The organism is Vibrio splendidus 12E03, assembly GCF_000272105.2.
Classification (GTDB): domain Bacteria; phylum Pseudomonadota; class Gammaproteobacteria; order Enterobacterales; family Vibrionaceae; genus Vibrio; species Vibrio splendidus_I.
Window position 1 is genome coordinate 1 of the sequence record NZ_AJZD02000063.1, and the last position, 16814, is coordinate 16814.

The 16814-nt window shown below is 41.9% G+C and carries 17 protein-coding genes; 9 read left to right on the top strand and 8 right to left on the bottom strand.

Annotated features, from left to right (window positions below; all coding sequences use genetic code 11):
- The 3 genes from A142_RS05865 to rfaD all read right to left on the bottom strand — a co-directional run.
- On the bottom strand, positions 1 to 1110 hold a 1110-nt coding region (locus tag A142_RS05865; RefSeq protein WP_158008800.1), incomplete at its 3' end, for an O-antigen ligase family protein.
- A gap of 74 nt (positions 1111 to 1184) precedes the next feature.
- Entirely contained in the window at positions 1185 to 2141 is a 957-nt protein-coding gene (lpxM, locus tag A142_RS05870) for a lauroyl-Kdo(2)-lipid IV(A) myristoyltransferase (protein WP_019826637.1), read from the bottom strand.
- Positions 2142 to 2275: 134 nt separating this feature from the next.
- Complete coding sequence (gene rfaD, locus A142_RS05875; protein ID WP_019826638.1) at positions 2276 to 3217, bottom strand: ADP-glyceromanno-heptose 6-epimerase; 942 nt, start codon at positions 3215 to 3217, stop codon at positions 2276 to 2278.
- Positions 3218 to 3369: 152 nt separating this feature from the next.
- Here rfaD and A142_RS05880 point away from each other — a divergent pair, with 152 nt between their 5' ends.
- Positions 3370 to 4533, top strand: coding sequence for a nucleotide sugar dehydrogenase (locus A142_RS05880; RefSeq protein WP_019826639.1), 1164 nt, complete (start codon positions 3370 to 3372; stop codon positions 4531 to 4533).
- 141 nt (positions 4534 to 4674) lie between these two features.
- Positions 4675 to 5313 carry a TetR/AcrR family transcriptional regulator gene (locus A142_RS05885; RefSeq protein ID WP_019826640.1) on the top strand — a complete coding sequence of 213 codons (639 nt, stop codon included), beginning with the start codon at positions 4675 to 4677 and terminating at the stop codon, positions 5311 to 5313.
- Between the two features lie 174 nt (positions 5314 to 5487).
- Here A142_RS05885 and A142_RS05890 read toward each other — a convergent pair whose 3' ends face one another.
- The 5 genes from A142_RS05890 to A142_RS05910 form a co-directional block, all read right to left on the bottom strand.
- A complete protein-coding gene (locus tag A142_RS05890; protein WP_019826641.1) occupies positions 5488 to 6639 on the bottom strand; it encodes a murein hydrolase activator EnvC family protein in 1152 nt (383 codons plus the stop codon).
- 191 nt (positions 6640 to 6830) lie between these two features.
- Positions 6831 to 7652 (bottom strand): serine O-acetyltransferase, encoded by an 822-nt coding sequence (gene cysE / locus A142_RS05895; protein ID WP_009847961.1) that lies wholly within the window; start codon positions 7650 to 7652, stop codon positions 6831 to 6833.
- A gap of 154 nt (positions 7653 to 7806) precedes the next feature.
- Positions 7807 to 8871, bottom strand: a complete 1065-nt coding sequence (gene gpsA / locus A142_RS05900) for an NAD(P)H-dependent glycerol-3-phosphate dehydrogenase (RefSeq protein ID WP_029405741.1) — start codon at positions 8869 to 8871, stop codon at positions 7807 to 7809.
- 178 nt (positions 8872 to 9049) lie between these two features.
- Positions 9050 to 9535 (bottom strand): protein-export chaperone SecB, encoded by a 486-nt coding sequence (gene secB / locus A142_RS05905; RefSeq protein ID WP_019826644.1) that lies wholly within the window; start codon positions 9533 to 9535, stop codon positions 9050 to 9052.
- 88 nt (positions 9536 to 9623) lie between these two features.
- Positions 9624 to 10058: a rhodanese-like domain-containing protein gene (locus tag A142_RS05910; protein WP_010433842.1), complete on the bottom strand. Its 435-nt coding sequence runs from the start codon at positions 10056 to 10058 to the stop codon at positions 9624 to 9626.
- A gap of 278 nt (positions 10059 to 10336) precedes the next feature.
- Here A142_RS05910 and rfbB point away from each other — a divergent pair, with 278 nt between their 5' ends.
- The 7 genes from rfbB to A142_RS05945 form a co-directional block, all read left to right on the top strand.
- Positions 10337 to 11434, top strand: a complete 1098-nt coding sequence (rfbB, locus tag A142_RS05915; RefSeq protein ID WP_019826646.1) for a dTDP-glucose 4,6-dehydratase — start codon at positions 10337 to 10339, stop codon at positions 11432 to 11434.
- Positions 11434 to 12321 carry a glucose-1-phosphate thymidylyltransferase RfbA gene (gene rfbA / locus A142_RS05920; protein WP_019826648.1) on the top strand — a complete coding sequence of 296 codons (888 nt, stop codon included), beginning with the start codon at positions 11434 to 11436 and terminating at the stop codon, positions 12319 to 12321. Before rfbB ends, rfbA begins: the two co-directional genes overlap by 1 nt.
- Positions 12321 to 13202, top strand: coding sequence for a dTDP-4-dehydrorhamnose reductase (rfbD, locus tag A142_RS05925; RefSeq protein WP_019826650.1), 882 nt, complete (start codon positions 12321 to 12323; stop codon positions 13200 to 13202). Before rfbA ends, rfbD begins: the two co-directional genes overlap by 1 nt.
- Before the next feature lie 4 nt (positions 13203 to 13206).
- Positions 13207 to 13758 carry a dTDP-4-dehydrorhamnose 3,5-epimerase gene (gene rfbC, locus A142_RS05930; RefSeq protein WP_019826652.1) on the top strand — a complete coding sequence of 184 codons (552 nt, stop codon included), beginning with the start codon at positions 13207 to 13209 and terminating at the stop codon, positions 13756 to 13758.
- 40 nt (positions 13759 to 13798) lie between these two features.
- Entirely contained in the window at positions 13799 to 14629 is an 831-nt protein-coding gene (locus A142_RS05935; RefSeq protein ID WP_020628693.1) for an ABC transporter permease, read from the top strand.
- A complete protein-coding gene (locus A142_RS05940) occupies positions 14619 to 15893 on the top strand; it encodes an ABC transporter ATP-binding protein (protein ID WP_019826656.1) in 1275 nt (424 codons plus the stop codon). The genes A142_RS05935 and A142_RS05940 overlap by 11 nt, the downstream gene beginning before the upstream one ends.
- A partial coding sequence (locus A142_RS05945) for a class I SAM-dependent methyltransferase (RefSeq protein ID WP_139137160.1) occupies positions 15875 to 16814 on the top strand: 940 nt, incomplete at its 3' end. The genes A142_RS05940 and A142_RS05945, both read left to right, overlap by 19 nt.

Consider the following 16814-nt stretch of genomic DNA (forward strand, 5'->3'; position numbering starts at 1 on the left):
TAAATAGCCTACCAATACTATACCAAGTAAGCCATAGGACGCTACTATCTCCATGTAGCTATTATGAAGGTGTTTGAATTTTTTCTTTTTATATATTTTCTTGTGATCGGAATGTTCTAATATGTATTTGTTTGCATTGTTTCCTAGACCAAGAATTGGATTGTATAGAGATTGTTTAACAGTATCTATCCAAAAATGAAAGCGGTAGCCTACAGGGGTATAAGGTATATTATCCGAGACATGGTCTAATTTTTTAACTATGTTTTCTCTTAAACTGAAATGCTCGACTAGTTCCGGTTCTTGGTTAAATTCTGCTGATTTCTGAGCTAAAGATAACTTAGGTTTAGCTGTTATAGGTCGTAATTTTTCATTGTTAACTTCAACATTCTGTTCGTATTTTTTTTGAAAAACTTCAGCTTCGGAGCTTACTCGAGGCATGGAGGAGTAAATAAAGCTACCAATCGCTAATAGAACAATTGAAATAGTAAAAGCTAAGTTTTTCTTAGTATTTTTACTGCTGTAGTAAACTAAAATAGTAAATGGTATGACTAACGCGACATAAGCTGAACGAGACTGAGTCCCCATCAATAGAAAAACGATTATTGCTGAAAGGAGGAATAATAATCCCATATACTTTATGTTGGACGCTAACTTTGAAGTCATATATGTAACTATGACTAAAGACGTAGCGAGAAGTGCTGCTGAATGGTTTGCATTCATGAAGTGATAGTCAGTTCTTATACCACTAATGACCTTTAGATAGTCGGCATGAATGTTTTTAGAATGCAGTAAGCACGTAAGTATAGTACCGAAAACGAAAGCAAGCATCGTGGCATTTATTTTCTTTTGATTACCTTTGAGCCACAGTGCAACTGTAAAAAATATAAATAAATAGCCCAACCAAGTAAGTGATAGCTCATTGGGGTAAGTGGGATCTAATAGGTGTAAGTTATACCAACTGATCGTTTGTAAGAAAATGGATAACAAGAAAAGCTGTACTATACGGCACTTAAAAATATTGACCTTATGTAGGTATAAAGCACCTAAAGTTCCTAGATATAGTAGAGCTTGAAAGACATCACCAAGATAACGATAAGATGTTTTAAACATGAAATACCCCAAAATACTTATAAGCATAATTAGGCTAAACAAGTTGTTGTTTTTTTGTGAGATATTTAAGGTAATCATTGCTTGTAGGGGTTGATATTGGTTTCTGGGCGAGTCTTAAGCAGCCTTAAGATCCACATATATTGGTCTGGGTTTTTGCTCACGTAATTTTCAATACATTGGTTCATCATACGTGCGTCCTCTTCTTCGCTTCCTGTTGGGAAGGGTAGAGCAGGGTAGAAGTCCAGGGCATATTGGCCTGTACTGCTATCGTATTGAGCAAACAAGGGCACAATTTTAGCTTTACTTAGTTTTGATAGGCGACCAAGGCCTGAGATAGTTGCTTTTTGAGTCGCGAAAAAGTCAACGAAGACACTGTGCTCACGGCCAAGATCTTCATCAGGGAGGTAGTAACCCAGGTACCCATCACGTACCGACTTGATGAAAGGTTTGATACCACCACTGCGATCATAAACACGACCGCCGTATTGCACGCGCTGTCGGTGCATTAGCCAGTCACTGAGTTTGTTTTTTTGTGCTTTCGCCATCGCAGATACAGGTAAATTGCGTGAAGCTAATAATACCGCTGGGATATCGATAGCCCATGTGTGTGGCACCAGCAAGATCACATTCTCGCCACTGTCTGTAATATCGGTTAGGTTGCTCAGGCCGTTTATCGAAGTGTTATTCTCTAGCCAAGTTTTACTCTTGAGTGTCAGTGAAGCAAATCCCATCAAAAATGAGATGGAAGTAACGTATGACTGATAGAGAATTTCTTCGCGCTCTTCGATAGATTGCTCAGGGAAACACATCTCAAGGTTCACTCGAGCCCGGCGGTTAGCCTTGTTCTTAATTTTTACAGCTTGCTTGGCCATAAACTTAGCTAATGCTAAACGAATGCTATTAGGTAAGAAGCAGACTAAAGACGATAACAGAACAGCAATCCAAGTTCCCCAGTATTTAGGTGCTAGAAAACCCCATTCAAACTCAGGATTGTAAGCTTTTGGATCAAAATCATTGCGTTGTGTGGTCATTCATTCACTACATTATTTAAATCAGAGAGTTAACTTAATATCGGTCACTCTGGGAATGATTATATTCGTTAGACATTCTCAATAATACACGCTAAAAGTAGGGTGTATTATTGGTCCTAATCTGAAATATACCGTTAAGCGTTTACGATCTTCATGTACTCAGCAACGCCATCTGCCACTGTTCTAAACTCGATATCGCAACCTGTACCGCGAAGCTTCGTTAGGTCTGCTTGAGTGAATTCCTGGTAAGCGCCTTTTAAATGCTCAGGGAAAGGAATCGTTTCGATTTCGCCTTTACCATGGTGCTTGATAACTGCCTTGGCGACTTCTTCAAACGACTCAGCATTGCCAGTACCTAGATTAAAGAGGCCAGATACCCCATTCTCTAAGAACCACAGGTTTACTGCTGCTACATCACCGACATACACAAAATCACGCTTGAAGGTTTCGCTACCTGCGAACAGTTTAGGGTTCTCTCCTGCATTCATTTGGTTGTTCAGGTGAAAAGCTACAGAGGCCATGCTGCCTTTGTGTTGCTCGCGTGGACCGTAAACATTGAAATAACGGAAGCCAACGATTTGTGGAAGCGTTTCGTTATGCGCTGCAGCATCCGCGGTTAAGCGGCGAACGTAGTTATCAAATTGTTGTTTTGAATAGCCGTAGACATTCAATGCACCTTCGTACTCTCGCTCTTCAATGAAAGTGTCGGTTTCACCGTAAGTTGCAGCTGAAGAGGCATACAAGAAAGGAATTTCACGTTCAACACAGTAATGAAGTAGCTCTTTTGAGTATTCATAGTTGTTGAGCATCATGTATTTGCCATCCCACTCAGTGGTAGCAGAGCATGCACCTTCATGGAAAACAGCTTCAATATGACCAAAATCATCACCGGCCATAACTTGAGTTAGGAAGTCATCACGATCCATGTAATCCGTGATGTCTAGGTCTACAAGGTTCTTAAATTTCTTACCATCTTTTAAGTTGTCGACGACTAGAATATCGTTGTGGCCCGCTTCATTAAGCGCCTTAACAATATTGCTGCCAATCATGCCAGCACCACCCGTTACGATAATCATAATTTTCTAACTCTTTTGAATACAAAACTGTCACCAGTATAGCAAGTAATGGATAAAGCGGGCTAGTGGAATAATTCCCCAACCAGAGTATGATACGGCAAGCTAAGTTATAAATTATGTTGAGTTAATTACTCAAAACTATAGGTATTATCATGAAGATTGCAGTAGCCGGTACAGGGTATGTGGGTCTATCAAACGCTATGCTTTTGGCACAACATCATGAAGTCATTGCGGTAGATATCATCGATGAAAAAGTGGCAATGCTAAACAATAAGCAGTCACCGATTGTAGACAATGAGATTGAGCACTTTCTATCAAATAAGACGCTGAACTTCATGGCAACAACGGATAAAGCCGCTTACAAAAATGCTGAATTTGTCATCATTGCTACACCTACCGATTATGACCCTAAAAACAATTATTTTGATACCAGCTCTGTAGAATCAGTCATCAAAGACGTCATGGAGATCAATCCTGATGCGGTGATGGTTATTAAATCAACGGTGCCGGTTGGCTATACCGAGCGTATTAAGCAAGAGCTGAACTGCGAAAACGTCATGTTCTCACCTGAGTTTTTGCGTGAAGGCAAGGCCCTGTACGATAATCTACACCCATCACGTATTATCGTTGGTGAATGTTCTGAACGCGCTAAAGTGTTTGCGAATCTTCTTGTGGAAGGTGCGGAAAAAGAAAACATCGACGTACTGTTTACTCACTCAACGGAAGCAGAAGCAGTAAAGTTATTCTCAAATACTTATCTAGCGATGCGAGTTTCTTATTTCAATGAGCTTGATTCTTACGCGGAAGCGCATGGCTTGGATTCTCGTCAGATCATCGAAGGTGTTGGCTTAGACCCTCGCATTGGCAACCACTACAACAACCCTTCATTTGGTTATGGTGGTTACTGCTTACCGAAAGATACCAAGCAGCTATTAGCTAACTATCAAGATGTACCAAACAACATTGTGGGTGCGATTGTTGATGCTAACCGCACTCGCAAAGATTTTATTGCGGATTCAATCATCAAACGTTCTCCTAAGGTGGTCGGCATCTATCGCTTGATCATGAAGGCAGGGTCGGACAATTTCCGCGCCTCTTCGATTCAAGGAATCATGAAGCGTTTGAAAGCCAAAGGCATCGAAGTGGTTGTGTACGAGCCTGTATTAGAAGAAGAACACTTCTTTAACTCGAAAGTTTATTCTGACTTGGCAGAGTTCAAAGCCGTATCAGATGTGATTGTTTCCAATAGAATGGTTGATGAAATCTCAGAGGTTGCCGATAAGGTATACACACGAGACCTGTTTGGCAGCGACTGATTGTAGTAGCTGTTGGTTATAGCTGTGATTGATTAAAGATGAATTTTAGCGCTTGCTAATTCGACCAGATGTTAACAGCTCGATCTATCCGTTTAGTGGCGATATACTGAACCTCTAAACGGATAGGGACACTTATTACCAATGAAAACACGTGACAAGATTGTTTATGCTGCTCTAGAGCTTTTTAATGAGCACGGCGAGCGCAGTATTACGACCAATCATATTGCTGAGCATATCGAAATTAGCCCTGGTAATCTCTACTACCACTTCCGCAACAAACAAGAAATTGTCCGTGATATCTTCACTCTCTATTCAGCAGAGTTGCTTGAAAGGTTCACGCCGATTCAAGGCCAGCAAGAAAGCCTGACGCTACTAAAGACCTACTTAGATTCTATCTTTACATTGATGTGGAAGTACCGATTCTTCTATGCGAATCTGCCTGAAATATTGTCACGTGATGAAAAACTCCACCTTGATTACATGGCCGTGCAAGAAAGATTGCAAACTAACCTTGTCGATATCATGAGAGCCTTCGTTGAGTTGAACTTGCTAAAAGCAACGGATGCGGAAATGAAGTCGATGGTCACTTCTCTTCACTTGATCGCATCAGGTTGGTTAGCGTATCAATCTGCTATGTCTCCAAAAGCTCAAATTACCGAGCAAGTCGTTCATCAAGGAATGCTACAGATGATAGCGACCGTCAAACCGATTGCAACAACACAAGGCTTCGAGCAACTGACATTATTGGAAGATGGTGTGAGGGCGTTGAACTCTAAATAGAAAGATTCGAGTAACGAAGATCTATAAAATCAGATGCGAGTAACCGAGATTCGAGATACGAAAAGCAGGGTAGAGCGACGACTAGGCTAGCGTTTTTCATGTAACGTTTAACTCTGATCTTGTATCTGCTTTCAAGCTCTTCGCATCTCGTTTACGCGCATCCCGTATCTGATTTTACCTAACCAACCAACTCTTTGGGTTTTGAGCTTGGCTGTTTCTGCGAATTTCAAAATACAGAGATGGGCGAGTTTGGCCGCCAGTGTCACCAGCAAGCGCAATCGCTTCACCCGCTTTAACTTTGTCACCTTCTTTCTTTAGTAGTGCTTGGTTAAAGCCATAGAGCGTCATATCACCTTTACCATGGTCGAGAAGAACCACTAAACCATAACCGCGCAGATACTCGGCAAATACCACCGTGCCTGAGTAAACCGACTTCACCTGCTGACCGTACTTGGCGTTGATCACCATGCCTTTCCAGTTGATTTGACCCGTTTGGCGAGAACCGTAGCTATGTAGAACTTTATCTTTGATCGGCCAAGGGAGCTTACCTTTGTGTTTTGCTAGGCCATCCATCGGGACTGCATTACGTCGTTCTCGAGCTGCTTTTTCTGCTTTCGCAATTTCGGCTTTCAGGCGAGTTTCATTGCGCTGAAGCTCTGCCAGGTAATTCTTGTCACCCGAGATGTTTTTCTTGATGCTACCAACTGTTTTCTTACGTTGTGTTTGGGTTTTGGCTAACGTATCGCGCTTGGTGGTTTGCTGTTTTAGCAGTGTTGCTATCTGTTCTTGCTCGAGTTGGCGTTGCTTGTGACTTTCTTCTAACTCAAGTTGTGTCTGTTCAATCGTTTTGATTGTTGCAGATCGCGCTTTGGCAAGGTGTTGGTAATAGTGACTGATGCGATCTTCTTCCACACCAGTGTTGAGGATGTGAGAAGACGCTTTAGCTCGACTTGTCATGTAGTAAGTTTGAATCAGTTGCTCTAACTTGTCGGTATGGATTTTTTTCTGAGCCGTAAGCGCTTTAATCTTGGTGTCTAAGTTGGCAAGATTTGCATTAGCGGTATTGAGTTGCTTTTTACTGTCTAGAATCGCCTTTTCAAGCGACACAATCGACAGCTCTTGTTTCTTGAGGTTTGCCTGTAGGCTATCGAGTTTTTTCTGCTGTGAGGAAAGGTTTTTTTGTTGGCGAGATATTTCGCTTGATACGCCTTTCAGTTCCCCCTGAGAGGCGGCAAATGACGATGTAGATAACAGAGCAGCGCAAAGGCTGGTAGATATCAGAAGAGTCCGGCTAATGGCTCGAATTTTTTTCATCATTATCGTCATTTAGTTGTATTCATCTGCTCTTAATTTTTCGAATTTTGCTGAATCGAATCCCGCATCTGCTTTTAAGCTCTTCGCATCTCGGTTACTCGCATCCCGAATCTGCTTTTAAGCTCTTCGTATCTCGGTTACTCGAATCACGCATCTGCTTGTAAACTCTTCGCATCTCGGTTACTCGCATCCCGTATCTGCTCTTAAATCCCATCACCATGGATGAAGTTCTGAGAGCGACCGTTAAACCCCTGATCCATATCCAAAGACGGCTTGTCAGTTTTCGGTTTTCCAACAATTTTTGCAGGAACACCAGCGACAGTCGTATGAGGCGGAACGGCTTGAAGAACCACAGAGCAAGAACCAATTTTCGCGCCTTCACCCACTTCAATATTGCCAAGTATTTTAGCGCCGGCACCGATCATTACACCTTCTCGGATTTTAGGGTGTCGGTCACCGCCTTCTTTACCTGTACCGCCAAGGGTCACGTCTTGAAGAATCGACACGTCATTTTCGACTACCGCCGTCTCACCAATCACGATACCGGTGGCGTGGTCGAGCATGATCGCTTTACCGATACGAGCGGCTGGGTGAATATCCACTTGGCAAGCAACCGAAATTTGGTTCTGTAGGTAAGTAGCAAGCGCAATACGCCCTTGCTTCCATAGCCAGTTAGCCACTCGGTAACCTTGCAAAGCGTGGTAGCCTTTCAGATAAAGCAGAGGCATCGAGTACATCTCGACCGCAGGATCTCGATTTACCGTCGCGCAGATATCACAAGCAGCCGCATCAATAATCGATTGATCTTGCTTAAATGCTTGCTCAACCACTTCACGGACTGCCATTGCGGGCATTGAAGCCGTCTTTAACTTGTTTGCGAGAATATAACTGAGTGCAGCGCCTAAACTTTCGTGGTTGATAATGGTGGCATGATAAAAACTCGCGAGCATAGGTTCTTGCTCTGACTGTTGTCGAGCTTCCTTCACAATGCATTGCCAAACTTTTTGTTGTTCACAGTGTTTCATTTTATCATCCATTTTTATAAACCAGATACGTGTGGCGAGATGCTAGATTCGAAGAGCGAAAGAGCAGATTAGAGTCATGGGCTTCGAAAAACCGATCTTGAGTGTGCTCTTAATCTTTTCGTTACAAGCATCTCGAATCCCGCATCTGCTCTCGTTATCTTTCTGACTTCTTGTCTCGAGCAAGCAGATCTTGCGCTGCCAGGTGTGCATCTTTCCCTTGATACAGCACTTGATAAATTTGTTCAACAATTGGCATCTCGACGCCCATGCGTTCTGATAATAACCAAACTTCTTTGGTGTTGCGATAACCTTCAACGACTTGGCCAATTTCTTCTTGTGCGGTATCTACATCTTTACCTGCGCCAAGCGCCAAACCAAAGCGACGGTTACGTGATTGGTTATCAGTACAGGTTAGTACTAGGTCGCCTAACCCTGCCATACCCATGAAGGTTTCTGGTTGCGCGCCAAGAGCAGCACCTAATCGGCTCATTTCAGCCAAGCCGCGAGTGATGAGTGCGGTACGTGCATTAGCACCGAAGCCAATACCATCCGACATGCCAGCACCAATCGCGATAACGTTTTTAACCGCGCCACCCAGCTGCATACCAATGAAATCTGAGTTTGCATACACGCGGAATGTTTTGCCGCAGTGAATTTTTTCTTGTAGCTCTTTTAGGAAGTTTTCGTCAGGCGAGGCAACTGAAATTGCGGTCGGCATACCCATCGCAAGCTCTTTGGCAAAAGTAGGGCCAGATAGAACTGCCAATGAGTAGCCATCACCAAGAACATCATGCGCGACATCTTTAAGTAAACGACCGGTTTCAGGCTCTAAGCCTTTGGTCGCCCAACAGATGCGAGAGTCTGAGGCTAAGTAAGGTTTAACGCTGTTAAGCACGACGCCGAATACGTGGCTCGGTACAACAAGCAAAAGGTCTCGGCTTGAAGTTATTGCTTTTTCTAAGTCAGATTCAATGATCAGACTTTCTGGGAATTCTATATTTGGTAGAAACTCGTTGTTCGCACGCTCTGATTCAAGGCGATTCATATGAACAGGATCATGTCCCCAAAGAACAACATTGGCACCGTTACGCGCTAGAGATATCGCTAAAGATGTCCCGTAAGAGCCTGCGCCAATGACAGTCATGGCAATCTCTTTGCCGTAAGCGCTGTCTTTATCGTAAGCGTCTGTCGTGTTCGTCGGGCGAGTTGTTTCTGTCATGCTTCCACCTAAAAATAATGAGGGAAATCGAAGAGTTCTGAAAAAGCTATCCACTAAAATAGGAAGAGCTTTCAATCTTAGTACAGTGTAAAGAAAAAATGCACATCGCAGAAGTTACGATGTGCATTTAAAAGCTAACTAGCGCTTGAAACGTTAGAGCTAAGTTCTACTTTGAGACTTAAGCCTGTTCGCCTTCAGCTTGTTGAGCTTGGTTTTGTAGGTAGTTCATGAACAAAGCATCAAAATTTACTGGAGCTAGGTTCAGTTGTGGGAACGTACCTTTAACCACTAGGCTAGAAATTGTTTCACGCGCGTATGGGAACAGGATGTTCGGGCAGAATGCACCTAGGCAATGTGCCAGTTGGCCAGCTTCCATTTCGCTTGCAGAGAAAATACCACCTTGTTGAACTTCACAAAGGAACGCTGTGTCTTCTGCATTCTTAACAGTAACAGTAACAGTAACAGTAACAGTTAGACGTAGGATAACTTCGTAAACGCCTTCGCCAAGCTCACGGCTTTGAGTGTCTAGGTCCAGTTTTACATCTGGGTTCCACTCTTTTTGAAACATATCTGGAGAGTTTGGCGCTTCGAAAGAGACGTCTTTTAGGAAAATACGTTGGATTGCGAAGTTCTGTTGTGCGTCTTGTTGTGCTGCTTCAGCCATTTTCTTGTCCTTAAAAATTTATAATTAGGCTCTGTTCATCATATCAGTCGAACAAAGCCCTAAAGTAATATCGTTTTACTCGGTCAGCTTATTTCTTACCTTTAACCAAAGGAAGGTTAGCTTCGCTCCAAGCCACTAAGCCGCTTTTCAGCACGCTTACGTTTTCGAAACCTGCTTTAACCAGCAAGTTCGCGCTTTCTTGAGCGGTTTGACCCGTCTTGCATACTACGATGATTGGGTCTGCTTTGTGACTTTCAAGGCTACCAAAGTTATTTGCTTTGATATCTGACGGCAAAATGTGAACTGCGTCCGTAATATGGCCTTTCTTGAACTCATCCTTAGTACGAATATCAACCACAACACCGTTTTCGCGGTTAATCATGTGTGTGGTTTGCGCTGCCGTGATCTCTTTATAAGCTGCGTTTGATGTCTTGATAACGTTCGCAATGATGGCAACAACCAAGCCGATCCATACGATGGCTAAAATCATATTCTCTTGAACAAATGGAACTAACTCTTGCATATCTTGAACTCTTATTCGTTATTGGGCGAAAAACTATAGGTCAGGAGTATAGCGAGATTTTGGGTTTGGTGTACATAGAGTTAGCTTATCCGAGCACATAACTGGATTTTTTTTTTGATTATATTCATTGATACATAGATAATAGAGAAATTTACATTTTAGAGTTTGAATGCGTAGTGTGGTTTTCGCTTTGTGACCAAAGGGCGGTAGCATGCCTGATGGAGATTACTCGTACGTGTTAGTTTTTTTGATTTTAAAGCTATATTTTAGGAGTTTTTGTGAAGATATTAGTCACCGGTGGCGCTGGTTTTATCGGCTCAGCAGTTATACGTCACATTATAAATAATACAACGGACAGTGTGGTAAACGTTGATAAGCTCACTTATGCCGGTAACTTAGAATCTCTTATAGAAGTGGATTCGAATGAGCGCTATGTGTTCGAGCAAGTGGATATTTGTAATCGTTCAGAGCTTGACCGAGTGTTCGCTGAGCACAAACCAGATGCTGTCATGCACCTAGCGGCTGAATCGCATGTTGACCGTTCAATCACTGGCCCAGCCGCATTTATTGAAACAAATATAGTTGGCACATATACGTTACTAGAAGCGACTCGCGAATACTGGAATTCGCTTGAAGACCGTGCAAAAGCAGAATTTCGTTTTCATCATATCTCGACTGATGAAGTGTATGGTGACCTTCCTCACCCAGATGAGGTTCCAGAAGGTGCTGAGCTACCAATGTTCTTGGAGACGACATCTTATGAACCCTCTAGCCCTTACTCTGCTTCAAAAGCATCAAGTGACCATTTGGTACGTGCGTGGCTTCGTACTTATGGCCTGCCAACTATTGTCACTAATTGCTCAAATAACTATGGGCCATACCATTTTCCTGAAAAATTGATACCACTTGTCATCTTGAATGCTCTAGAAGGAAAAGATCTTCCTATCTACGGTAAAGGTGACCAGATTCGTGACTGGTTGTTTGTAGAAGATCACGCTCGAGCGCTCTACAAAGTCGTGACTGAAGGTAAAGTGGGTGAGACCTACAATATTGGCGGCCACAACGAGAAGAAAAACCTCGAAGTGGTGAACACGATTTGTGACATCTTAGATACGTTGGTACCGAAAGAGTCAGCGTATGCAGAGCAGATCACGTATGTTCAAGACCGCCCAGGTCATGACCGTCGCTATGCTATTGACTCATCTAAAATGCAACGTGAATTGGGTTGGACACCGGAGGAGACTTTCGAAACGGGTCTTCGTAAAACAGTACAATGGTACCTAGATAATGCTAAGTGGTGTCAAAATGTGCAAGATGGTAGTTACCAACGTGAGCGTTTGGGTGTAGAAACAGCTGAATTAAAGGAAAGTAAATAATGAAAGGTATTGTATTAGCTGGTGGCTCTGGCACACGTTTATACCCATTGACGCGCGGCGTATCTAAGCAATTGCTCCCAATCTACGATAAGCCGATGGTGTTTTACCCAATCTCGACATTAATGCTCGCGGGCATTAAAGATATTTTAATCATTACCACACCGGAAGACAATGCGGGCTTCCAACGTTTACTGGGTGATGGCTCTGATTTCGGTATTAACCTTGAATACGCGATTCAACCAAGTCCAGACGGCCTAGCACAAGCGTTTATCATCGGTGAAGAGTTTATTGGTGATGACAGTGTGTGTTTAGTGCTGGGTGACAACATCTTCTATGGTCAGTCTTTTTCAAAAACACTACAAAGTGCTGCTTCAAGAGACTCGGGTGCTACTGTGTTTGGCTACCAAGTGAAAGACCCAGAGCGTTTTGGTGTGGTTGAATTTGATGAAGATATGAAAGCTATTTCGATTGAAGAAAAACCAGAAACCCCCAAATCTAATTATGCCGTTACAGGTTTGTATTTCTACGACAATCGAGTGGTTGAAATGGCGAAGCAAGTGAAGCCATCTCATCGTGGTGAGCTAGAAATTACGACACTCAATGAAATGTACTTAAATGATGGCTCGCTAAATGTAGAGCTACTCGGTCGTGGTTTTGCATGGTTAGATACCGGTACACACGAAAGTCTTCATGAAGCTTCTTCTTTTGTACAAACTATAGAGAACGTACAGGGTTTAAAAGTGGCTTGTTTGGAGGAAATCGCTTGGCGTAACGGTTGGTTGAGTGATGAGGAAGTATTGATGTTAGCTAAGCCAATGATGAAAAATGAATACGGCCAGTATTTAACGCGCTTGATAAGTGAAACTAAAATGAAGGCGTCGATTTAATGCGTGTATTGATTACCGGTTGCCACGGTCAAGTTGGCTCGTGCCTAACTAAGCTGTTAGCAAATCATGATAATATAGTAGTTCTAGCGCTTGATAGAGAGCATCTTGATATTACCCGTCACGAGGCTGTCAATGCGGCGATTACTGAGTTTCAGCCTACCATCATTATCAATGCTGCTGCTCATACTGCGGTTGATAAGGCTGAAGAGGAAGTGGAACTATCTTATGCCATTAACCGCGATGGTCCCAAATACCTAGCTGAAGCCGCGCAAAGTGTTGGTGCTGCAATGTTGCATATTTCGACGGATTATGTCTTTGAAGGCAATAAAGCGGGCGAGTATATAGAAATGGATGCTACAAACCCGCAAGGGGTTTACGGTAAAAGTAAGCTCGCCGGTGAAATCGCCGTTGCCGAGGCGTGTGATAAACATATTATCCTTCGTACAGCGTGGGTGTTTGGTGAAAGCGGCAATAATTTCGTAAAAACAATGCTGCGTTTAGGGGAAAATAGAGACGCATTAAGTATTGTTGGTGATCAGTTTGGTGGGCCGACTTATGCTGGCGATATTGCCAATGCATTGGTTCAAATTGCACAGTGCATTAGCCAAGATGATGAGGTTGAGTTTGGTGTTTATCATTATTCAGGCTTGCCTCATGTGAGCTGGTTTGATTTTGCTGATTCGATTTTTGATATTGCAGTTGAGCAAGAGGTTCTTGCAAATAAACCTAACTTAACAAGTATTACTACTGACCAATATCCAACACCAGCAAAACGTCCAAGTAATTCTCGCTTAAGTAACGAGAAAATAACTGCTTGCTTCTCTGTTGAAGCTAGTGATTGGAAGGCTGCTTTAAGCAATATTCAAGCTTATACAGGATAAAATAATGAAAGTAATCGATACCCGTATTCCTGATGTGAAAATTATAGAGCCAAGTGTGTTTGGCGATGAACGTGGTTTTTTTATGGAGACTTGGAATCAAAATAAATTTGAAGAACTAGTGACAGGTAAACCGACGCAGTTCGTTCAAGATAATCACTCTAAATCTACGAAAGGTATTTTACGTGGTTTGCATTACCAAACAGAGAATACTCAAGGTAAGTTGGTAAGAGTCGTTTCAGGCGAAGTGTTTGATGTAGCAGTCGATATTCGAAAAGGCTCACCAACTTTTGGTCAATGGGTTGGTGAGTTTTTGTCCGCAGAGAACAAACGACAACTTTGGGTGCCGGAAGGGTTCGCACATGGCTTTTATGTGACAAGTGATGAAGCAGAATTTGTTTATAAATGTACAGATTATTATAACCCAAGCGCTGAAGTATCCATTAAGTGGGATGATGTTACCTTAAATATTGATTGGCCACTAATTGCAATGAAAGCGCCAGAGCTTTCTCAAAAAGATCTGGGTGGTCTTAAGTTTATTGAATCGCCGCATTTTTAATAGCGGATTTTTCCCTCTTTATTTTTGGTTGATTTATTCTATGAACACCCCAAACTCCAATTCGGCTTCACCAAAAGCCCTTTTACGTAGTGCATGGCTTTACCGTGATCTAATAATTAAAATGACTTATCGAGAGATTATAGGTCGGTACAAAGGGTCTATGATGGGCCTAGCATGGTCTTTCTTGAACCCACTGCTAATGCTAACTGTATATACTTTTGTCTTTTCTGTCGTTTTTAAAGCGAAGTGGGATTCAGACTTAGGTGGAGGCAAAGGAGAGTTTGCCATTATCCTTTTCACTGGCATGATTGTCTTTAACATATTCGCTGAATGTGTTAATAGAGCTCCAATGTTAATGTTGAGTAATACTAATTATGTGAAAAAAATAGTGTTTCCCTTAGAAATACTTCCTTGGATTGCTATTGCAAATGCAGTGTTTCATGGTTTGATTAGTTTACTAGTTCTATCTATAGCGCAACTGGCTGTGTTGGGCTATATACCATGGACGATGAGCCTTTTGCCATTAGTACTTGCACCATTTTTATTCGGGCTGATGGGGTTTTGCTGGTTGTTGGCCGCTGCTGGAGTCTATTTAAGAGACTTAGGCCAACTAATGGGGATTGTTACGACGGTTTTAATGTTCACCTCGCCGCTGTTCTTCCCGTTATCAGCATTACCTGAGAGTATTCAGCCGTTTCTAGCCTTGAATCCATTAGCTTATTTTATTGAAGAGGCAAGAGCTGTTGTTATTTTTGGCAATATTCCTTCGTTGTTACCGTTGATGACGGCATATATATTAAGCCTTTTAATTTCGTATATCGGTTTTGTTTTTTTCCAGAAAACCAGAAAAGGATTTGCAGATGTCCTCTAATATCGCGGTAAGTGTAAAAAACCTTACAAAATCTTACCATATATATGAAAAACCACGCGATAGATTAATGCAAATGCTAATGCGTGGAAAACGAAAGTATTATCGTGAATTTTCCGCCCTAAGTGATATATCTTTTGATGTTATCAAAGGGGACTCGGTTGGCGTACTTGGTCATAATGGAGCAGGTAAGTCGACTCTCTTACAACTACTTACGGGTACATTGACTGCTAGTTCGGGCTCTATGGTAACCAAGGGGAGAATAGCTGCTTTACTTGAGCTTGGAGCCGGGTTTAATCCCGAGTTTACAGGCAAAGAAAATGTTTATATGAATGCGACAATTTTAGGCCTATCAAAAGAAGAGATAGATTCTAAATACGATGCGATAATCGCCTTTGCCGATATTGGCGACTTCATTGGTCGGCCCGTAAAAACCTATTCATCAGGTATGTATGTCAGATTGGCATTTGCTGTTGCCGTTCATACTGATCCAGAACTACTGATTATTGATGAAGCTCTTGCTGTGGGAGATATCCGCTTTCAAATGAAATGCCTAAAGCACATGGAGCAGATGAAAGAAAAAGGAACCACAGTACTGTTTGTTTCTCATTCTCCAGAGCAAGTAAAACGCTTTTGTAACAAAGCCATTTGGTTAGATAAAGGTAAATTGCGTGCTAACGGCACCTCCTCACGGGTTTGTGATCTGTACCGTGAATACATGAGTGTTGGAGAGGCAGCGAATAAGATAGTTGATAATGAAGGGACAGCAGGAGCGAATGTAAATAGTCTGAGCGGTAGCACAGTTGAAAAGGTGCAATCTGAAAAAACTAACCAGTCCGTAACGACGGCCTCAGATGTTCAGCCTGTCCTACCCGTTAAAATCATTTCAACAAGTTTAGATAAATCTGTTTATGAGCCACGAGAGCCCTTAAACTTAACGATTGAATATGAAGTGTATGATAACAAGGTAGAGGGGCTATTAGTTGGGGCTGCAATTTATTCAGCCACAAAAGAGTATATATTTGGCCCAAATACGCATTTAGAAGGTATAGATATACCTAACACCAAAGGTAAACATACGATCTGTTACCAAATTCCTAAATTACCTTTACTACCAGGTAGCTTCATTTTTGATGTTGGCGTATTTACAGAAAAAGGGTTGGTGGCTATTGATTACCATCCAGCAATCACAACTTTCACAGTCGAATCAAACTATATTAGCGAAGGCTTGATGTATATTGAGCATAAATGGAAAATAGTAAAATGAGTATTTACACCTCCCCTTTTGATCAATTTCAAAGATATTACACAGTAAAAAAAATAATTACTGGATTAACGCAAGATAAGAAAGTAAAGGTTTTAGAAGTCGGTGCTAATGCTCATTGCAAGTTAAGAGAATTTATCCCTCAAGCTGATATTGTTTTTACTGATATTAATGAGCAGCCCGTACCAAGTGACGTAACTTTTATAAAAGCAGATGCGACAGACTTGCCTTTTAGTGATGATGAGTTTGACTTCGTAGTTTCAACAGATGTTTTAGAGCACGTGCCTCTAGCCTTGCGTGAAAAATTTATTAACGAGTGTTACAGGGTTTCAAAAACGGCATTTATTTTAGCTTGCCCTATAGATAACGGGATGACCACACAGGTTGAAGTGGAAACGAATGAAACATTTAAAAGACTTCTAGACATAGATTTCATTTGGCTTAAAGAGCATATTGATGAAGGCTTACCACGAGTAGATTTTGTAAATGAAATTGCTAACTCGCAAGCGATTCCATTTGTGCGCTTTGAGCATGGTCGTTTGGATTGGTGGCAGTCGCTAATGAAAATGCACTTTATTAAAGAAGCTGAGCCAGAACTTCGTTCAGCTTGTGGTGCGGTAGACGAATACTATAATAGGAATCTGTACAAGGAAGACTTTGGTGGAGCATGTTATCGTTCATTTTGGGTGCTAGGGTTAGATTCACTGAATAAAGATATTTTGGGTTGGACACCAACAACAGCAACTAACTACATTGAAGAAATGGATTACTATCAAAAAATCTGTTCGGCGGCTGAAAATATGGCCTTTTCAATAAAAGAACTTCGACAAAATTTAGATAATACTCAGAAAGAGCTAGACGAAGTAAAGAGTGATACAAATCAAGCAAAAGTCGAAGCAGAGCAAGCAGAAGCAAAAGCAGAGC

Bases quoted from the DNA above. Each gene is read 5' to 3' on its own strand.
- A142_RS05910 (WP_010433842.1), bottom strand. From the start codon at position 10,058: ATGCAAGAGTTAGTTCCATTTGTTCAAGAGAATATGATTTTAGCCATC.
- A142_RS05935 (WP_020628693.1), top strand. From the start codon at position 13,799: ATGAACACCCCAAACTCCAATTCGGCTTCACCAAAAGCCCTTTTACGT.
- rfbC (WP_019826652.1), top strand. From the start codon at position 13,207: ATGAAAGTAATCGATACCCGTATTCCTGATGTGAAAATTATAGAGCCA.
- A142_RS05890 (WP_019826641.1), bottom strand. From the start codon at position 6,639: ATGACGATAATGATGAAAAAAATTCGAGCCATTAGCCGGACTCTTCTG.
- A142_RS05880 (WP_019826639.1), top strand. From the start codon at position 3,370: ATGAAGATTGCAGTAGCCGGTACAGGGTATGTGGGTCTATCAAACGCT.
- gpsA (WP_029405741.1), bottom strand. From the start codon at position 8,871: ATGACAGAAACAACTCGCCCGACGAACACGACAGACGCTTACGATAAA.
- rfaD (WP_019826638.1), bottom strand. From the start codon at position 3,217: ATGATTATCGTAACGGGTGGTGCTGGCATGATTGGCAGCAATATTGTT.
- rfbA (WP_019826648.1), top strand. From the start codon at position 11,434: ATGAAAGGTATTGTATTAGCTGGTGGCTCTGGCACACGTTTATACCCA.
- A142_RS05885 (WP_019826640.1), top strand. From the start codon at position 4,675: ATGAAAACACGTGACAAGATTGTTTATGCTGCTCTAGAGCTTTTTAAT.
- lpxM (WP_019826637.1), bottom strand. From the start codon at position 2,141: ATGACCACACAACGCAATGATTTTGATCCAAAAGCTTACAATCCTGAG.
- rfbD (WP_019826650.1), top strand. From the start codon at position 12,321: ATGCGTGTATTGATTACCGGTTGCCACGGTCAAGTTGGCTCGTGCCTA.
- cysE (WP_009847961.1), bottom strand. From the start codon at position 7,652: ATGAAACACTGTGAACAACAAAAAGTTTGGCAATGCATTGTGAAGGAA.
- secB (WP_019826644.1), bottom strand. From the start codon at position 9,535: ATGGCTGAAGCAGCACAACAAGACGCACAACAGAACTTCGCAATCCAA.
- A142_RS05940 (WP_019826656.1), top strand. From the start codon at position 14,619: ATGTCCTCTAATATCGCGGTAAGTGTAAAAAACCTTACAAAATCTTAC.